The organism is Enterococcus sp. AZ194, from assembly GCF_051713825.1.
Taxonomy (GTDB): Bacteria; Bacillota; Bacilli; order Lactobacillales; family Enterococcaceae; genus Enterococcus_K.
In genome coordinates this window covers 892,501-910,552 of sequence record NZ_JBIOQR010000001.1, presented here as the reverse complement: position 1 = coordinate 910,552, position 18,052 = coordinate 892,501, and the positions used below count along the sequence as shown (strand labels likewise).

The 18,052-nt window shown below is 38.5% G+C and carries 15 protein-coding genes, 2 tRNA genes and 2 rRNA genes (1 of these 19 cut by a window edge); 7 read left to right on the top strand and 12 right to left on the bottom strand.

Annotated elements, in window-relative coordinates:
- Positions 1–159: 159 nt before the first annotated feature.
- From thiI to IGI37_RS04305, 3 genes are all read right to left on the bottom strand, one after another.
- Positions 160–1,374, bottom strand: coding sequence for a tRNA uracil 4-sulfurtransferase ThiI (gene thiI / locus IGI37_RS04315; protein ID WP_438760206.1), 1,215 nt, complete (start codon positions 1,372–1,374; stop codon positions 160–162).
- Positions 1,375–1,386: 12 nt separating this feature from the next.
- Positions 1,387–2,529 (bottom strand): cysteine desulfurase family protein, encoded by a 1,143-nt coding sequence (locus IGI37_RS04310; RefSeq protein WP_438760204.1) that lies wholly within the window; start codon positions 2,527–2,529, stop codon positions 1,387–1,389.
- 270 nt (positions 2,530–2,799) lie between these two features.
- Positions 2,800–4,521, bottom strand: a complete 1,722-nt coding sequence (locus IGI37_RS04305) for a septation ring formation regulator EzrA (RefSeq protein WP_438760203.1) — start codon at positions 4,519–4,521, stop codon at positions 2,800–2,802.
- A 341-nt stretch (positions 4,522–4,862) separates the two neighbouring features.
- On the opposite strand from IGI37_RS04305, the gene IGI37_RS04300 reads away from it, so the two are divergent.
- A complete protein-coding gene (locus tag IGI37_RS04300) occupies positions 4,863–6,212 on the top strand; it encodes an aspartate kinase (protein WP_438760202.1) in 1,350 nt (449 codons plus the stop codon).
- A 91-nt stretch (positions 6,213–6,303) separates the two neighbouring features.
- Here the strand turns inward: IGI37_RS04300 and IGI37_RS04295 are convergent, their stop codons facing one another.
- From IGI37_RS04295 to IGI37_RS04285, 3 genes are read right to left on the bottom strand one after another with little or no spacing between them, the layout of a single operon-like run.
- On the bottom strand, positions 6,304–6,825 hold the full coding sequence (locus IGI37_RS04295) for an HAD family hydrolase (RefSeq protein ID WP_438760201.1): 522 nt from the start codon (positions 6,823–6,825) through the stop codon (positions 6,304–6,306).
- 7 nt (positions 6,826–6,832) lie between these two features.
- The gene (locus IGI37_RS04290; protein WP_438760200.1) at positions 6,833–7,675 is read right to left on the bottom strand and encodes a Cof-type HAD-IIB family hydrolase; all 843 of its coding nucleotides are present in this window, start codon (positions 7,673–7,675) and stop codon (positions 6,833–6,835) included.
- Positions 7,676–7,684: 9 nt separating this feature from the next.
- Positions 7,685–8,518 carry a DUF72 domain-containing protein gene (locus IGI37_RS04285; RefSeq protein WP_438760199.1) on the bottom strand — a complete coding sequence of 278 codons (834 nt, stop codon included), beginning with the start codon at positions 8,516–8,518 and terminating at the stop codon, positions 7,685–7,687.
- A gap of 87 nt (positions 8,519–8,605) precedes the next feature.
- Between IGI37_RS04285 and IGI37_RS04280 the strand changes: the two genes are divergently transcribed.
- On the top strand, positions 8,606–9,574 hold the full coding sequence (locus IGI37_RS04280) for an asparaginase (RefSeq protein ID WP_438760198.1): 969 nt from the start codon (positions 8,606–8,608) through the stop codon (positions 9,572–9,574).
- Between the two features lie 374 nt (positions 9,575–9,948).
- On the opposite strand, the gene IGI37_RS04275 is transcribed toward IGI37_RS04280, so the two are convergent.
- Together IGI37_RS04275 and IGI37_RS04270 are read right to left on the bottom strand one after the other, a co-directional pair.
- Positions 9,949–10,686 carry an acyl-ACP thioesterase domain-containing protein gene (locus tag IGI37_RS04275; RefSeq protein WP_438760196.1) on the bottom strand — a complete coding sequence of 246 codons (738 nt, stop codon included), beginning with the start codon at positions 10,684–10,686 and terminating at the stop codon, positions 9,949–9,951.
- Between the two features lie 116 nt (positions 10,687–10,802).
- Entirely contained in the window at positions 10,803–12,131 is a 1,329-nt protein-coding gene (locus IGI37_RS04270; protein ID WP_438760195.1) for an aminopeptidase C, read from the bottom strand.
- Positions 12,132–12,422: 291 nt separating this feature from the next.
- Between IGI37_RS04270 and IGI37_RS04265 the strand changes: the two genes are divergently transcribed.
- The 3 genes from IGI37_RS04265 (at position 12,423) to IGI37_RS04255 (ending at position 14,487) form a co-directional block, all read left to right on the top strand.
- Positions 12,423–12,809 (top strand): GntR family transcriptional regulator, encoded by a 387-nt coding sequence (locus tag IGI37_RS04265; protein ID WP_438760194.1) that lies wholly within the window; start codon positions 12,423–12,425, stop codon positions 12,807–12,809.
- Positions 12,806–14,185: a PH domain-containing protein gene (locus IGI37_RS04260; protein ID WP_438760193.1), complete on the top strand. Its 1,380-nt coding sequence runs from the start codon at positions 12,806–12,808 to the stop codon at positions 14,183–14,185. The genes IGI37_RS04265 and IGI37_RS04260 overlap by 4 nt, the downstream gene beginning before the upstream one ends.
- 229 nt (positions 14,186–14,414) lie before the next feature.
- Positions 14,415–14,487, top strand: a tRNA-Thr gene (locus IGI37_RS04255).
- Positions 14,488–14,539: 52 nt separating this feature from the next.
- Here the strand turns inward: IGI37_RS04255 and IGI37_RS04250 are convergent.
- On the bottom strand, positions 14,540–15,184 hold the full coding sequence (locus IGI37_RS04250; protein WP_438760192.1) for an HAD hydrolase-like protein: 645 nt from the start codon (positions 15,182–15,184) through the stop codon (positions 14,540–14,542).
- 137 nt (positions 15,185–15,321) lie between these two features.
- On the opposite strand from IGI37_RS04250, the gene IGI37_RS04245 reads away from it, so the two are divergent.
- Both IGI37_RS04245 and IGI37_RS04240 read left to right on the top strand, forming a co-directional pair.
- Positions 15,322–16,296 (top strand): ring-cleaving dioxygenase, encoded by a 975-nt coding sequence (locus IGI37_RS04245; protein ID WP_438760191.1) that lies wholly within the window; start codon positions 15,322–15,324, stop codon positions 16,294–16,296.
- Positions 16,297–16,425: 129 nt separating this feature from the next.
- Positions 16,426–17,046 (top strand): flavin reductase family protein, encoded by a 621-nt coding sequence (locus IGI37_RS04240; protein ID WP_438760190.1) that lies wholly within the window; start codon positions 16,426–16,428, stop codon positions 17,044–17,046.
- A gap of 520 nt (positions 17,047–17,566) precedes the next feature.
- On the opposite strand, the gene IGI37_RS04235 is transcribed toward IGI37_RS04240, so the two are convergent.
- The 3 genes from IGI37_RS04235 to IGI37_RS04225 all read right to left on the bottom strand — a co-directional run.
- Positions 17,567–17,640: transfer RNA gene (locus IGI37_RS04235), tRNA-Asn, on the bottom strand.
- A gap of 9 nt (positions 17,641–17,649) precedes the next feature.
- Positions 17,650–17,765 (bottom strand): 5S ribosomal RNA (rrf, locus tag IGI37_RS04230).
- 99 nt (positions 17,766–17,864) lie between these two features.
- A 23S ribosomal RNA gene (locus IGI37_RS04225) occupies positions 17,865–18,052 on the bottom strand; it runs 2,726 nt beyond the window's last position.

The following is an 18,052-nucleotide window of genomic DNA, read 5'->3' as shown; positions in this document are numbered from 1 at the left end:
GCATGTGGCTTAACGTCTGGGAAGTCTGGCGGAAGCCAGACTGTCTCCTAGTCAGACTACCACACACCAACTCACTATCAAATCAACAGCGGAACATAGAAATAACAGATATTTTTCACTCATTTCGAAAAGTGGCTAAGTTGTTCTTGAAATTTGGGTCTATAATAAATCTGAAAATTCCTCTTCAACATTTCCTTCTGAAGTCGATACGTCGATTCGAGAAATTTTCAAACCGGCTATCGCACGCTCAATCATCCCTTCAATATCTAATCGCGCTTCATATTCTTCTACTTTGTCCAAACGAGGACGTGTCTTTGGCTGTGGTGGCGCAAAGATTGTACAACAATCTTCAAAAGGTTGAACTGAGAGTTTAAAGGTATCAATCTTTTCGGCTAACTCGATAATTTCCAATTTATCCATCGTAACAACGGGACGAATAATAGGTGTTGTTGTCACCTCGTTAATGGCAACCATACTATGAAGAGTTTGTGAGGCAACTTGTCCTAAAGATTCTCCATTAATAATCACTAGTGCTTTACGTTGTTCACGAATAGCATCTGTTAATCGCAACATCATTCGACGCGTAATCGTCATCCAATAGCCTTGAGGAAGAGACTTCTTGATCTCCTCTTGCACTTCTGTAAAAGGCACTTCAATAAACTGAATGCTTCCCACATACGGCGCTAGTTTAGCCGTTAAATCCTTAGCTTTTTGAAGAGCTTGCTCACTGGTATAAGGAGGACTAGCAAAATGAACCGCCTCAATTTCTACTCCACGTTTCATCGCCAAGTAGCCTGCCACAGGAGAATCAATTCCACCTGAAAGCATCAACATTCCTTTGCCACTAGTGCCCACTGGAAGCCCCATCGCACCTTTAATGGTTTCATAAGAAAGGTACGCGCCATCTTGACGAATTTCCACACGAAGAAGAATATCTGGCTTTTTCATCTGTGCTTTAATATCTGGAAAGATGTCAAACACTGCATTTCCTAGGACTTGATTAAGCTCATTACTATCCAATTCAAACTGATGGTCACTGCGTTTAGCATTAATTTTAAACGTTTCTTTTCCTGTATAAATTTCTCTCATGATGTCTTGAACAGACTGTTTTAACACATCAACATTTTTTTCGACTTGAAGACTTGGAGAAAAATTCTGAATCCCAAATATTTTTTCTAATTTAGGGATAACCAACTGACTATCCTCACCATTTAAAATTAAATGCATACGATCTCTGTCCGCGTGAATCTTAAGCGCTGGAAAATCTGCTAATGCACGGCGAGTATTTTGAGCAAGCTGCATAATAAAGGTCTTGCGGTTTTTGCCTTTTGTTGATAGTTCGCCGTAACGAACCATAATTTCAGTATATTTCATGCGATACGCTCCTTAATTAATTGTTCCAAATTTTTTGTATAGTTGGTGAAAGACAATCAAAAACTGCTCAACTTCAGCCATAGTGTTGCTTTCATCTAGACTAATTCGGACAGCGGATGTCGCTAGTTCACTTGGAACATGCATCGCACCTAACGTCGAACTAGATAGTTTTTTTCTGCTTGAACAAGCGCTCGTTGTCGATATATAAATCTGTTTTTCCTCCAAGGCATGGACAAGGACTTCTCCACGTATCCCTTTTAATGCAAAACAGAGGATATGAGGAGCAAAGGCTTCATTTTTTGAAAATAGTGTAATCTTGTCATACTCAGCTAAGGCCCCCATCAAATAATCCTTTAACAAGGCTACATGCTCAGGCCGCTCTTCTTTTTTCATAAATGAAAGACGTAGAGCCCTCGCCATTGACACAATACCAGGAAGATTTTCTGTGCTACTTCGTTGATTATTTTCTTGGCCGCCACCGGTTAAAAGAGGTGCTAGCTTGCGTCCTTTTTTCCAATAAATAAACCCGACCCCACGTGGACCATGGAATTTGTGAGCGGAAAATGTAGCAAAATCAACTCGCTCAGTGAACCACTCTTCTTGAGGAACTTTCGTGATTGCCTGAACCGCATCCACATGAAAATGAACTTTTGGAAAATCAGACAACACCTGACTGATTTTTTTAATTGGCTGTATTGAGCCAATTTCATTATTGACTGCTATGATTGATACTAAGATAGTTTCTTTTTTTATTAACCCTGCTAACTGGTCTACTTTGACAAACCCTTGTTCATCGACAGGTAAGATACTAACCTCTAACCCCAACTGACGAAGTTGTTCTGCCGTCTCACTCACAGCTGGATGTTCGATTCCCGAGATAATTATGTGGTTGCCAAATTCTCTTTTGGCGATTGCTGTTCCTTTTAATACCCAGTTATCGCCTTCTGTTCCGCCACTTGTAAAATATATTTCATCACTCGAAACCTTTAATTGATCAGCAATTTGTTTTCTTGCTTGCTTTAATAACCGATTCGCTTGATTGCCTAAATCATGTAAGCTTGATGGATTTCCTTGAATTCGTTGGCTTGTTTTTACAAATGTATCTAAAGCCTGTGGGTCTATCGCTGTTGTTGCACTATTATCAAAATAAATCATAAGGAACCCCTCTTTATTTGAAATTCTTTCCTATTATACCCGTTGTCACAAGAGCTTTCAAGTTTCGACATTTCTCAAAAACGAAATACTTTATTCTTTCCTTTATCAAGTGATTGTGCTCTTTTGAAGTTTTAGTAATGTACCCTCAGAAATCAGAATCAACGAATCTTGGCTACGTTCCAGAAAGCTCTGTTTCTTATCTATCAAACCGGCCTGATTCCATTAAAAGAAGCTACTTTCCAACAGGAGAGTAGCTTCTACAAGTCACTATTAAACTAATTCTTGGTTATTAAAGTAGAAGTTCTCGATTCGTTTGAATGCACCACTCTCTACTTGTTCTAGTGCCGTTCCAATCTCATCTAAGGCATCTTGATAACGATATTCTTTACTGAATAAGACTAACGTTTTCTCAATTGCTTGTTTGATCTCAGGATGTGTATGACGATAACGATTCGCATATTGCATCATTTGTTCCGTCAATGCAGCAGCATCCACCAAATCATACGTTCTTTTTTCAAGCATCTCGATATCTTCTTCGCACAAGTTTACTAACTTATTGATTTCTTCCATATTAATGCGGATACGATTTAGAGCACGAGATAATTCTTCAATTCGATCAGTAGCTACAAAGAAAAATTCTAAGTAATCACCAGGCAAACCAGGTAAGCGTTGTTTCTCTACAAAACGTTTCAAATTACGTAAACTAAATTCAAGCTTCTCAATTTTTTCTTGGGCAACTTTTTCACCTTTACGTAATTGACGTAAGGAATCATCAATCTCGACTTGTTGTGCTTCAATATCATCTAACACTTTAAAGGCATTTTTGTAAAAATGTTGGACATCAGAGTATGCAACTTCATGTTTGGCAAGTAATGGTTCCATCTGACTATTGCGACGAGATAACTCATCTACCTCTGTTTGGAAACCACGTGCCCGCCCTACTTGATTATGGTTTAATGTATAGCTTTGAGAAGTATGGTCTAATTCAATTAACAATTGGCGGTTATTTTTTGTTGCATGGTCAATATAATCTTGAATTGTTTTTTGACTTTGAACCACATATTTTTTCGCTTCAATTTCTCTTTCTAAAACAACGTATAATGCATCAATTGAATTGGCCGTATCAATATTGGCTACTTCTACAGCTTCAACCTCAGCCTTTTCCAAATCATTCATTGAGTTTTCAACACGATTTTTTGCTCGTTTGATATCGTCTGCAAAATCCTTCTCTGGGAATACATACTGTTGTTCAATCATACGTTTGTAACCATCTTCAATTTCTTTTAATTGGTCCGGATACGTTTTACTTAACTCTTCATATAATGGAGGAATACGTTTCATTAAGTCATCCACTTCATAGGTATGGCGTTCTGCCTGCTCCAATACTTCGCGTGCTTCAATTGGATCTCCCGAAGTGTTTAATGTAACAAATTGAGTAAATTCAATTTCGATATTTTTAATTTGTTTTTGTAATTCTGAATAAGCTGGTCCATAAATGCTGTTGTCTTCTTTTAAAGCTTTTTTTAGTTCTTCATAAACATCTAGGGCTTTTTGGACTTCTAATGAATTTCGTTCTTCACTTTCGCGTAATTCACGTAACCCTGCACGAATCTCAGCCACTAGCTCTTCCATCTCATCCATGGTTTCTTCAGCTTCAACAACCATTTTCTTACCTTTAAGGAAATGTAGGTTTTCGTTTAGACTTTCCACTTCAAAAATTTTCGTCTCTAACTCTGCAAAAGAACTCGTCGTAATATCTGACCATTTTTGACGCCATTCTCTAAATGTATTCTGACTCTGACCAACCAGATGCATTCTTTTTACATCATCTACTTCTTCATCAACCGGTAAATCGAACAAGTCTTCTCTTCGTTTCTCGAGTACATCTAGTCGTTCTTGGTTTCTCTTTCTCATAAAGTGGCCTACTAAATATAACAGTGCCGCCACGACAATTATTCCAATTATGATTCCAATGATAACATTACTTCCCATTTAAGGTTCCTCCATTTTCCTATATGCCTATAAAGTAAATGAACCTCTTGTTCATTCGACCTAATTATCTACAATTTCTGGTTCCTAGTCTCTTGTAAACAAAAGACGTCTACGCTAGATTATATCACAAACAAAAAAAGCATTCACTATCTAACACCAAAAACTTTTCTTTTTTTCGCTCTTTTTTTCACTGCTCAAAAAAAACACTTCCTATGAAATGAACAATTGCATTTTTATTATGAAATTTTCTCATTATTTTACATATTTATTCTGAAACATCCTTGATTTTACAGGCCTAATTTTGTATCCTTAAAGAAATATTAAAAATAGGAGTGAAAAAAATGAAAGTCGTAAAATTTGGTGGCAGCTCTCTTGCTTCTGCCAGTCAATTAGAGAAAGTGGTTAATATCATTAAAGAAGATAGACAGCGTAAGTTTGTTGTTGTCTCAGCGCCTGGTAAGCGAACCCACGATGATATTAAGGTCACTGACCTATTGATTGCCTATTACGAAGCGACTCTGAACCATCAACCTACGACTGATTTGATCCAACAAATCACTCAACGATACCAAGAGATTGCCGATGCTTTTCATATAGCGCCTGCTATTATGACCGCAATTAAAGAGAATATTCAGTCGTTACAGGAGCTACCTTTAAGCGATAATCCGCACCTGTCAGATACTTTTTTAGCGAGTGGTGAAAACAACAATGCCAAGCTAGTTGCTGGAATATTAGAAGCAAAAGGACTTTCTGCACTTTACATCAATCCCAAAGAGTTAGGGTTATTGGTCAGTGATGAACCAGGGAATGCGCGCATCCTCCAAGCTTCTTATGATGAGATTTACAAATGGCGCAATGAAGAAGCTATCTTGGTCATTCCGGGTTTCTTTGGGTACACGCAAGAAGGAAATGTCTGCACATTTTCACGTGGAGGTTCTGATATTACTGGCTCCATCGTTGCTGCTGGGATGAAGGTTGACCTCTACGAAAACTTTACAGACGTCGATGGCATCTATGTGTCTCATCCAGGATATGTACATCAGCCCGAAACAATCAAAGAACTAACCTATCGTGAAATGCGTGAGTTAGCCTATGCCGGTTTTTCTGTTTTCCACGATGAAGCATTAATGCCTTCATACCGTGCGAAGATTCCTGTTGTAATTAAAAATACCAATAATCCCCAACATCCAGGAACACTGATTACTACCCAACGTGACATTTCAAAACAGCCAGTGGTCGGGATTGCTAGCGATCAAGGATTTGCTAGTATTTACATCAGCAAATATCTGATGAATAGAGAGATTGGTTTCGTCCGCAGAATCTTGCAGGTCTTTGAAGAATTATCACTTAGTTATGAGCATATGCCCTCTGGAATTGATGATGTCTCCATTATTTTGAGAGAACGCCAATTAACCAAAGAAAGCGAAGAAGAATTAATGCGTCGTCTAGCTTTTGAACTAGATCCTGATGAACTTCGAATTACGCATAATCTATCCATGATTATGGTTGTTGGAGAAGGCATGCGTCAGCGTATCGGGGTTACTGCTGAAAGTACTAGTGCCTTAGCCAGAAAACATGTCAACTTAGAAATGATTAACCAAGGCTCTTCTGAAGTCAGCATTATGTTTGGCATTCAAGAAGCACAAGAAGAAAAAGCCATCCGCGCCTTGTATTATACATTTTTCGATTAAAGAATAGTAATACAATCATACACTAGAAGAGGTTGGGACAGGAGTTGCTTCTGTCCCAACCTCTTGTTGTATATAAAGACTGCCACATTTTTTAGTTTGCTTCTTTTTCAGCTCGTTGACGGGCAATTTCCTGTTTGATTTTTGGTTCCGGTGCGTAAGTTTGTGCCCAATGCTCAGGCTTTAGTACCTTATTAGTGATTGGGTCGTAGTGTGGTCGGCCATCTGGGAACAATTTGCCCATATTGGCTCGATGAACAATTTCAAAAATAGGCATTGGATTGACGCCGATTAAAGAAAATGAGCCATACGTAAAGTAGAGAATATCCACTAAGGCATCCACTTCGCCAACTAAAACATCTTCAACTGGCTCCTTCTTAGCAAGAACCTTTTCTTTTGCTTTCAACAGATCTCGTTGCAGCTGGTCAGTTAATTCATCAAACAACGCTAAGTCATTATTACTTGCCGCATATAAAAATTCAACTAATTCTTCTTGCTTAAAGCCCGCACGAAAGGAGGCTTCTTCTGGGCTAAATGCGGTCGGCACAGCTGGTCTTCTTGGATCAAAGGTTTTATGAAATTCTTCTGCTTGTTCAAAGGGCGTTTGTTTCGTCACTACTTGTTCACTCCTCAATAATATGAAAATGGCGTAAGGCTTTTGCAATGCCATCTGCCTCATTTGTATCCGTTATATAATCCGCTGCTTGTTTCGTCGTGGTGCGCCCATTTCCCATAGCAACCCCAATTCCAACACCTGAAAGCATCTCGTTATCATTAAAATTATCGCCAAAGGCCATCACTTCTGATCGATTAATTCCTTTTGTTTCAAGAAAATAATCGATCCCCGTAAGCTTCGATCCCCCTTTTGGAATTAAATCCACTGAATAAGGATTAGAACGCTGTAAGGTACAGTTTGGGAATAGCTGGCGAAGCTTCTCATCCTCTGACTCTGAGCTGAACAGAATACACTGATAAATTGGTTCCTTGAGTATCTCTAGCTGTTCATAACGAACTTTGCGGCGGTTTGGACTAAACTTTTGTAAAAGAATTTTGACCGTCTTGACAGGAAACCACTTAGGCAAAAAGGTGCTCACCTTCTTCACCCAGCGTGCCTGCCCCATGATCATCGTCGTACTACCATCTATCTTGTCTTTTCCACCAAACATAATCTGTCGATGCCTTTCATCAGCAAATGTAACGATTTCTTTTAACACAGCTGGATCAAACGCCTCTTCATAAATGACCTCATCTGCGGTGTAAACGTATTGGCCATTATATGTCACAAACATATCGAGTGCTAGATTATCGGTAATTTGTTTGATTCGTACAGGGCTTCTTCCCGTAGCAACCCCGCACAAAATCCCCTTCTTTTGGGCGGCGGCTATCGCCTCACGAGTGCTTGTTAAAGCTTTTGAACTACTTGTTACAAGTGTTCCATCTATATCAAAAAAGATTGCTTTAATCATATGGTCTCCTTAAAATAAATCAATTTGGGCAGGATTCAAATCATCGTAAGTAATCCCCAGTATTTCCTTTAATTCCAGCGCGTTTCCTGCCGCATCGCCTCCAGAATTATTATTAAAAATGATGCCGATTTCCTTCGTTTCTTTTTGAACTTGATTAATCGCATCAGCAATTTCAGAAAGTTCTTGGTGGTTATAACGATAGAGCGTCCTCTTTTTACGCCACCCCGAATCATTGCTCTGCCAACCGCTTGTATTTCTACCATGAAAACGAAATAAAGCAAACTCAGCATTCGTAACAAATGGGTCAAACGGAACCGTCGCATTTAATAATTGTGGTTCATCAATAATTGCTAACGAAAACTTGTGCTTTTGCATGAAGGTTCGCATGCCCATTAGAAGCTTTTCTGAATACCAAGAAAAATCACGTAGTTCGACCGCTAGAGGTAGGTCTCCAAAATAAGCACGAACCCGTTCAAGATAGGCCACATTTTCTTTGGTGCATTTAAAGGTCGCTGGAAACTGTAATAAAAAACAGTAGAGCTTTTTGGATTGAATCATCGGCGTCATCGCTTCTAGGAAATGCCTGAACATCTCCGCCTCAGAAGAATAATAATCCTGCCATTTTCCTTGCCCGCTGATTCCTTGATAGACTTTCACCACAAAACGAAAGGACGGCGGGACCTCTTCAACCCACTTCTCTACGCTCGTCCTTTTGGGGATGCCGTAGTAAGCAGTATCCAGCTCAACAAACGGCAAAAAACCGGCATATTCGTACAACGTATTATTCGGTTTTCCAGTTAATTTGTCATGCTCTTTAAATGAGGTTAGCCCAATTCGAATCATTTTGTGGCCTCCAGTTTTTTTTCTTATTGTTATAGTATACAATAGGTGCTGAAGCTGTTGCAAAAAATCCCTATAGAAGGTGAATGAATGAAAAAAATTCTTGTCTTACACACGGGTGGCACGATTGCCATGAAAGAAGATTCAATAACTGGTGGCGTGAGTCCCGATGTGGTCAATCCGTTAATGGCTGCTGAAATCGCCATTCCACAAGAGGTCGAACTCTTTGTAGAAGATATATTTAACGTTCCCTCTCCACACATTATGCCCGAGCACATGTTACGTTTAAAAAACAGAATTCTCAAAGCAATTGCTCAAAAATTCTCGGGGATTGTCATTACCCACGGAACCGATACCTTAGAAGAGACCGCCTTTTTCTTAGATACCACTATTGGCCACCTGATTCCGATTGTCTTGACTGGAGCTATGCGTTCAAGTAATGAGCTTGGTAGCGACGGACTTTACAATTTTGAAAGTGCGATTCGTGTCGCTTCTTGTCCTGAAGCGCGTGATAAAGGAGTCCTTGTCGTTATGAATGATGAAATTCATTCTGCCCGTTATGTCACCAAAACGCACACAACCAACGTAGCCACCTTTCGAACACCGACCTTGGGACCGATTGGCATTGTGACTAAACAACGTATATTATTTATGCAAGAGTTATTAGAAACCGAGCACTTAGATACGAATCTGGTGGAGGGGCTTATTCCGATTGTTAAAGCTTATGCAGGTATGCACGGCGACTTAATCGAGACTCTGGCTAAATCCCCACTTGATGGATTGGTAATTGAGGCGTTAGGTGCTGGCAACCTACCACCTGACACCCTTCCCGCCATTCGACTACTTATCGAAAAAAATGTGCCCGTGGTTCTTGTCTCACGGTGTTTCAATGGCATCGCCGAACCTGTTTATGAATACGAAGGTGGCGGTAAAGAGCTTCAAGACCTAGGCATCATTTTCTGTAATAGTATTAACAGTCAGAAAGCTCGCTTAAAACTACTCATCGCAACCAATAATCAGTTGTCAACAGACCGCTTGATTCACTTTATGCAATCCTAAAAAAAACAAAAACACATGAAGGTCTATCTAGTAGAGAAGGTTGGAACAGAAGTGTTTACCTCCGAGAAATAAGCTGAGATTCACAAAAATTTGAAAAACAATTTTCGTGAATTCCTTCTTATTTTCCGAACCTTCAACTCTAGCATGTGACCTGCGTAGAAGTTGTTGAGAGCGGCATGTAATCCATCAATTCTTAAGGTGTTTCACCTTTAGAAATTGATGAGATTGAAGTCTTTTTGCGTAGTCCTTCAATTCTAGCATGTCCCATGCGTAGAGATTGATGAGAGCGGAATGTAATGGAGATGGAGATGGAGTTGCTTCTGTGACCTGCGTTTAATCAGACTCTCTACTATGATTTCTTTCATGTGCTTTTTTTATTTCTTTTTCCACTGAATGGCCGCTTCGCAACACACAAGCTCGCCAATTTTAATCTCATGTCGTGTTTCTATTTGTTCCTCAAGTGCTACAATCTCGTAATGACTATCAATCATATTGCCATACTCGACTTCCTTATCAAAACGAATATTGACGGCGACAGGTTGATGTGTCGTTAAAAAGTCATATCCTAACACATCAATCATCCAATTAAAATACATCGCATTATTCACGTGTTGATTACTATCAATATCGTAAAACCGAACGCGATAAGGAATCACCTCTGCCTGCTGAATCTTCTCCATTTTTGGTGCCCGTTTGATTTTTTTGATTTTTTCACTCTCATAAGGCGCAATAATCTCTTCAATCACACTACTCATTTTGCGATTTTTCAAATCCATTAACACAAAGACAGACTCAATTGCTACCAATTCATTGCCCTCTTGATCATGAACCCAGAAGTTCCGATAACAGAAATACTTATTATATTCTAGCGCTTGCGTGGTCACATCAATTATCTCACCCACTTTTGGTAATCGAGTAATCGCCATTTGATAATTGGTAATCACCCACGTCAAACCAAAGCTTGCAACAAACTCGGAACCTCGATCTAATTTATCACTTTGTTCCTCTGACGTTTTAATCACAACACCTAACATAGAAGGAAAAGTCATTGTTTGATTAATATCGCATTCATAATAGGCAACCTCATGTTTTGTTGTATATTTTTTTGCCACAAAGATTCCTCCTATAACTCATCTACTCATTTTTTTATAACCCACTTAATTAAAAACAACCGTTAAATTAGAAAAAGGGCAGAGAAATCAGCTGATTCCCCTGCTCCTCCATTTGTTTAGGCAAGAGCGCCCATAGGATCCCAAGGTGCTAATAGTTTAGGTGCTTCTTCAAAAGCAGCTAATTGTTCTGGACTCAATAAGTCTTTTCTTACAACGATTTGGTAAGTATATTCATCCATCCAAGCATCGCTCATAACAAAGAATCCTTTGTCACCGACTTTATCGCCCCAGCTATTTTCAACTCTCCATTTTGTTGATTTTCCATCAATGATGTCGACACCTGTCAAGACCATTGCGTGAGTCATCAAACTTTCCCCATGATCCAAACGTTCGGCTTTGGTCATTGTAAAATCAACATCAAATAAATCATTCATATCGTACGCATCAAGTGCCATTATACCGCTATCACGTGTAGATGATTGACCGACATCACAACCAAACCAAACAGACTCGCCTTGTTCTAATTGAGCAATCGCCAATTTTTTGAAGGCGGTCATGTCTACGTTTAAATATTTGACTTCTTTTCCACCAACAACGTTCCCTAACATCTCAACTGTATAAGATTTGTTATACGGTTTATCTGCTGTTGGTGCGTTAATGATACTTACGTACTCCGTTAAATCCACACCAATGTATTTTTCATAGAAGCTTTGAGGTGTCAACTGACGGTCAATGTGATAATTTTTTTCTTCATCACGATACTCAAAGTCAAAGGTTTCTGGAGGTGTTCCTAATGAAGTCGCTAGGAAGTTATAGACATCTTGAAGCATTTTTTCTTTGGTTTCTTGAATCGCTTCTGACGATTTTTTCTCTGCAACCATTTGACGAAGTGTTACTGCATCTTTACGCAATTTTTTATTTAAGTAATTATTTAAATCTCTAGAGTTTGAGCTGTTGCTGCTTTCTGGCATCGCTGATTTTGGAACAATCCCATATTTTTGGAAAATAGAGACGATCATGTCCCATTGTCCACCATCTTGTTGAGGCATAGACAATAAGAAAGCAACTTTACGGCTATCTAATGCATCTGTAGCTGTCGCAAGAATATTTTCATAAAAATAATTTGCTTTTTCATATTTATCCCAAAAGAATGTATAATTTTGAGACAATTCGAATTCTTTTAATTGATAGCTAGTTAATAATTTATGACGGAAGGTATTTAATGCCGCAAACATCCAGCAACGTCCTGATTGTTTTTGATTGGCCACTTTTCCTGTCGCAACATCTACTGAAAATACAGGGACATTATTGACATGTGCCGAGATATTTTCTGCTGAAGCCGAGATTCCGTTTTTTACAACCCCACGTTGCAACGCCTGCTGTTTGTTGTTGGCAAGATATTCCTGATTAAACTTTTTTGTTAATTCTTGATTAATTGCTGTCATCCATCTCATCCTTTCAAATATAATTCCATTACCTATTCTACTCCTCTTAAGAAATGAACTCAACTACTTGACAGAAAAGTCAGATAATTTTATGGATTCATTTAAGCGTCCAAAAACTCTAGCTTATTTGCAGACTTTTCCGATTGCTGCGGTTTCATTATCCATCTAGTGATTGGTACGCATTCGGCCATTAGTGTTCTCCACTCGCTGCTCATTTCTAATAGAAAGAGATCTTTTTATTGCATTGCTGCATTCTTTGTATTACAATATCTAATACAAAGAGGTGAAGAAATGTTACTGACCATTGATCCACATTCAGAAGAACCGATTTATCAACAAATTCGCAATCAAATTATTATCGGCATTGCAAAAAACGAATTAAGTGAAGATGAATTACTTCCCTCCGTTCGACAGCTAGCAGACGAAACAGGAGTCAATATGATGACTGTCTCAAAAGCTTATACTCAACTAAAGCAAGAAGGCTACATAGTTACGGATAGACGCCTGGGCACTAAAGTTGCTAAATTGCCCGTTAAGGATAACGGGTTTTCTGAAATTTTCTCAAAAAAAATTCTATTACTTTTAGCTGAGGCCGTAGTTCATGATCAATCAAAGGAAGCTATTATTGCTCAAGTAACACAAATTATCGCTGGGTTTGAACAGGAGGAAAACAAATGAACTTCTATCTAATTATTGGTTTAATTATTATCATGTTTATAATCGCGTTATCAGCTAGAGTCACTGGTAATCCTCATAAAAATATTATTTTAGAAAACACCATTTCTAAAGAGCATTTACAGGAACCAGAGATTACAAACTTACGAAATGAATATAAACGTCGACTTTTACAAATTGCGACCATTTTATCTGTCGCCTCATCACCACTCTTATTATCTCCCTACGATTCTATCACTATATTTGGCTTGTTGGTGTTACTATTTGTTTCAATCGGGAGCATGACTTATTGCCAAATTATATATATCCGAAAGATGCGTCAATTACTTGTACAAAATAGCTGGCTTGTTGATATCAGTCCCTTAATGATTGATACCAAATTAGTGGTTGAAAAGAATCAAAAAATACTTTCGCTATGGTGGTCATTGCCGCCAATTCTTATCAGCGTCATTGGAGCAATTTATACCCTCTTAACGTTTGGTTTAAGCTCTACTACTTGGTTTGCGCTTTTAAGTGGGCTGGGGTGTTGTCTATTATTTGGTGGTTTATACTATTCAATTTTTCGCTTACCTACCAAAACTTACACTAGTAACACAGAGTTGAATAAACGTTACAATGATCTTTTTCGGCATCATTGGTCCGTTATCACCACTATTTTATTTTGGTTGCTGGCGCCGATTTCTTTTATTCCTAGAGTTGGTTTATTGGAAAACTATCACTTCTCTTTTGTTTTGATGATGGGCTACATGGTTTTGATCTTGTTCGGTTGCGCATTTACTACCTACTACCTATATGATTTAAGAAACAAACAAGACAAGATTATTGAACAAACAGCTGAATACCGTTACTCAGGAGATGACCAATATTGGAAATTTGGTATTTATATCAATCCAAATGATTCAAGATTAATGGTTGCTGATCGTATCGGCATGAATATCTCCATTAATTTAGGCAAAAAGGCCGGAAAAATTATTATGGGCTTAACGGGCTTCGGAATTGTTGTTGTATTATTCTTTAGTTTAACCCCATTATTTATGGTTGATTTTGGACAAGAACCTTTTCAAGCAAATTTATCCAAAGAAGAACTAAAGTTGCAAGCACCTTTCAGTCATTCGACTATAGATTTAGATAAAATCGAAAAAATCTCCTTACTTGATAAGCTTCCGAATAACCGAACTCGTGTTAACGGTATGGGAACTGAACATTATGAACTAGGGCAATTTACCGTTGAAAATAGAAAGGCTACACTTTTTGTTGACCAGTCCTCTAGTCCCATTTTAAAAATCCAAACCAAAAACAAAGACTATTATTTTACGTCCAAAAAACAAGATGAGACACAAACACTCTATACAAAACTTCAAAAAGAACTAGCAGAATAAGCATAAAAGCGGAGCTCGTTTAAACAGTCATCGGCTTTCACCTGTACTGCCACGATCTTCGCTTTTTCTTTTGTTTATAAAATGTTAGACATCTTAGGGAGTTAAAAGATCAATAAATCTAGCTGTAGAAAATCAAAAAATTTATATACACAAATTTTAACAAACTTCCGCTTCCAATATTGACAAACCAATCTATATTCTGTATTCTAATATTTGTGTTAAATAACTTGCCGCTTTAGCTCAGTTGGTAGAGCGCATCCATGGTAAGGATGAGGTCGACGGTTCAAGCCCGTCAAGTGGCTTAGGTGAGCTTGGAACATAACTTAAAAAAGTTATGTTCCAAGCTCTTTTTGTTTATTCTGATAGTACACGGACAATATCATTAGGGTTATCAGCTAGTTTATCAGCACCAGCAGACAACAATTCCTCTTTTGAACCAAACCCATATAAAACACCTAAAGTCATTAGGTGATTGACTTTTCCACCAAAAATATCATGTTCCCTATCGCCAATCATTACTGCCTGCTTTTTATCAATCTCAGGATGATGACTAAGCGCATAAGAGATAACCTCCGCTTTTTGACTTCTCTCTCCAGCCAAATCAGCGCCATAAATTCCTTCAAAATAATCAGATAGCTCCAAATAAGTAAGAATTTCTTTAGCAAATTTCTCAGGCTTAGAAGTAGCAATATAGATTGAATTGTTTTGATTTAACGCTTTAATCACTTCAGTAATTCCTTCATAGGGGGCAATCTGGAACATGCCTGATTCTTGATAGTTTTCTCGATAATAGGCGACTGCTTCATCGGCTTTTTTGTCATCAAGTGAACAATATACCTGAAAAGATTCTTTTAACGGCGGACCAATAAATTTTCTGAGGGTCTCTATCGTCAGCTTAGGTAAGGATAATTTTTCTGCAGCATACTGAACCGAGTTATAAATACCCTCGCTAGAATCAATGATTGTCCCATCTAAATCAAATAATAAGTGTTTATTCATAGATATCCTCCATTTCTATCTATTGTCCATTATACCTAACTTTTTTTGTGATAAGCTATATTAATTGCTAAAAAAGACAACATCCATTATACTTACTTTTAGTAAGTTAATTATTTAGATTTGAGGAGGAATGACTTATGAATCAGGAAATTATTGGATTACACCATGTAACAGCTATTACATCGAGCGCTGAAAAGATTTACCGCTTTTTTACAGATATTTTAGGATTACGTTTAATAAAAAAAACTGTCAATCAAGATGATATTGAGACATATCACTTATATTTTACTGACGACCTAGGTAGTCCCGGAACAGATATGACGTTTTTTGACTTCCCAGGAATTCCCAAAGGTCTTAAAGGAACGAACAGCATTTCCCGAACCTCATTTCGTGTAAAAGACGACGAAGCCCTTAAATACTGGGTATTACGTTTTGATGAACAGGCGATTACACATGGTGAAATTAACCAGCGTTTCGGAAAAAAATACTTAGAGTTCGAGGATTTTGATAATCAACGATACCAATTAATCTCCGACGAAACCAATTCAGGCGTTGCAGCCGGTGTTCCCTGGAAAAACTCGAATGTCCCAGAAGCTGCCGCGCTCATAGGCTTAGGACCGAGTTTTCTCACTGTCGAAAATTTGGATCATATGAAACTTTTATTAGAACAAGTTTTAGGATTTAGGCAAGTCGCAACCGAGGGAAACTTCTACCTATTTGAAGTAGGAGAAGGCGGAAACGGGGCAAGTGTCATTATCGAACACCGAACAGATTTACCTGTGGCAAGAGAAGGCTTCGGTAATGTCCATCATCTCGCGTTTCGTGTAGAAGACCGACAAGCACTCGAATTTTGGATTAAACGTTTTGATCAATTAGAACTACCTAATTCAGGTTATGTTCAGCGTTTCTACTTTGAATCAGAATACTTTAGAGCAGCCCCAGGAATTCTCTTTGAATTAGCAACTGATGGCCCTGGTTTCTTGGAGGATGAAACCTATGAAACTGCTGGAGAAATTCTAGCACTCCCTCCATTTTTAGAACCGAAACGTAAAGAAATTGAAGAATATGTCCGTCCATTCGATACTTCTGAAGCCAACAAAATACGAAACTAGTACTACCTTGAGAGAGGTCGGTTTAACTATAATAACCGGCCTCTTTACCATATAATCAAGAAGACGACCTAACACTGATATCTATCTATAAGGATAAGGCGTTCTGTCACATACGAAAGGAGAATCATTATGATCCATTACTCAGCAAAAGACCTTAGTCCCAAACAACACTATAAATTTTTGACAGGCTCTATAATCCCTCGTCCTATTGCATGGATTACAACAAAAAACATCGAAACCTCTGTTGTTAATTTGGCCCCCTTTAGCTATTTTACTGTTGCCTCAAAAGAACTTCCCTTGGTGACTATTTCAATCAACCGCAAAGGCACAGAACAAAAGGATACAACAACTAATCTGCTAGCAAATAAAGAAGGCGTCATCCACATCGTCAATGAAGCAGTGTTAGAAGCCATGAATGCCACCTCTGCATCGTTGCCAGCTGAGGAAAGTGAATTATCCCTTACTGACCTAACACTCGAGGTAAGTCAATCAGTAGCTATCCCTTCCTTAAAAGAGGTTCCTATAAGAATGGAGGTCCGTGTGCATCAATATTTACCAATCACAGATCACAACGGCCAAACCATTAGTGACTTATTTGTTCTTGAGGTCCTCGATTATTATTTTGATGAGTCTATCTTTGATCAAACAAGAGAGTATATTCTTCCCGAAAAACTACTACCCATTTCAAGATTGGCAGGAAATTTATATAACCATTTAGGAAAAATAGATGAGTTGGCACGTCCCCAATAAAAGTCACAATAGCTGATGAAACGTGTCAAGCTCTAATATACATTCATCTCATATTGAGTTTGAACAAATGCGCTAAGCCAGCGATTCCTTTTCTTATATCTGTATAACCACGAAAAAAAATGGACGTATGTCAGGTTAGAAAAATCAAGCATCGAGCTTTAACTCTCTTAATACAGCGCATAGAAGACAGCTATCGATACCATTATAGATAGCCAAGTTTGTTTGATCGGTATGAAGCGTGAGGGCAAGTTGTTTTTTTGAAGAGGATTATGTCGTAGGTGTGGAAGGGAGTAATTCATCTGGTACGAGGGTATTTTGAGTTTGTTTATTTATAAGTAAGTCCCTCCTGTCTGATTGATAACTCTATCTTACAGGAGGGATTTCATTAATTTGATGTGGTAGATTACTTCGGGCTTACAGTTCAGTAAACAGGTTGATTCCATTTCTAACCAGGTCATTTGCCATAAAGGGCTCTTTATTTAACGAAAAAAAAAGAGATAGCTAATCTATCTCTTAATGACTCCGGCAGTAGGACTCGAACCTACGACATCATGATTAACAGTCATGCGCTACTACCAACTGAGCTATGCCGGAATACTACAAGCGTGGCGACGTCCTACTCTCACAAGGGGAAACCCCTCACTACAATCGGCGCTAAGAAGCTTAACTTCTGTGTTCGGCATGGGAACAGGTGTATCCTTCTCGCTATCGCCACCACACTTGGTGATGTATCTTATTGAGTTATGCTTTCGCTCACTCAAAACTGGATTTGAAGTATTTTAATTGAAACTCTTCGAGTTCATTCTTTTCTTTTTTCTTTGGTTAAGTCCTCGACCGATTAGTATTAGTCCGCTCCGTACATCACTGCACTTCCACTCCTAACCTATCTACCTGATCATCTCTCAGGGGTCTTACTTTCTTAAAGAAATGGGAAATCTCATCTTGAGGTGGGCTTCACACTTAGATGCTTTCAGCGTTTATCCCTTCCCTACATAGCTACCCAGCA

What these genes read in the sequence shown, in the direction of transcription:
- IGI37_RS04240 (WP_438760190.1), top strand. Translation starts at nt 16,426, where the DNA reads ATGATCCATTACTCAGCAAAAGACCTTAGTCCCAAACAACACTATAAA.
- IGI37_RS04285 (WP_438760199.1), bottom strand. Translation starts at nt 8,518, where the DNA reads ATGATTCGAATTGGGCTAACCTCATTTAAAGAGCATGACAAATTAACT.
- IGI37_RS04305 (WP_438760203.1), bottom strand. Translation starts at nt 4,521, where the DNA reads ATGGGAAGTAATGTTATCATTGGAATCATAATTGGAATAATTGTCGTG.
- IGI37_RS04260 (WP_438760193.1), top strand. Translation starts at nt 12,806, where the DNA reads ATGAACTTCTATCTAATTATTGGTTTAATTATTATCATGTTTATAATC.
- IGI37_RS04280 (WP_438760198.1), top strand. Translation starts at nt 8,606, where the DNA reads ATGAAAAAAATTCTTGTCTTACACACGGGTGGCACGATTGCCATGAAA.
- IGI37_RS04245 (WP_438760191.1), top strand. Translation starts at nt 15,322, where the DNA reads ATGAATCAGGAAATTATTGGATTACACCATGTAACAGCTATTACATCG.
- IGI37_RS04310 (WP_438760204.1), bottom strand. Translation starts at nt 2,529, where the DNA reads ATGATTTATTTTGATAATAGTGCAACAACAGCGATAGACCCACAGGCT.
- IGI37_RS04290 (WP_438760200.1), bottom strand. Translation starts at nt 7,675, where the DNA reads ATGATTAAAGCAATCTTTTTTGATATAGATGGAACACTTGTAACAAGT.
- thiI (WP_438760206.1), bottom strand. Translation starts at nt 1,374, where the DNA reads ATGAAATATACTGAAATTATGGTTCGTTACGGCGAACTATCAACAAAA.
- IGI37_RS04265 (WP_438760194.1), top strand. Translation starts at nt 12,423, where the DNA reads ATGTTACTGACCATTGATCCACATTCAGAAGAACCGATTTATCAACAA.
- IGI37_RS04250 (WP_438760192.1), bottom strand. Translation starts at nt 15,184, where the DNA reads ATGAATAAACACTTATTATTTGATTTAGATGGGACAATCATTGATTCT.
- IGI37_RS04300 (WP_438760202.1), top strand. Translation starts at nt 4,863, where the DNA reads ATGAAAGTCGTAAAATTTGGTGGCAGCTCTCTTGCTTCTGCCAGTCAA.
- IGI37_RS04270 (WP_438760195.1), bottom strand. Translation starts at nt 12,131, where the DNA reads ATGACAGCAATTAATCAAGAATTAACAAAAAAGTTTAATCAGGAATAT.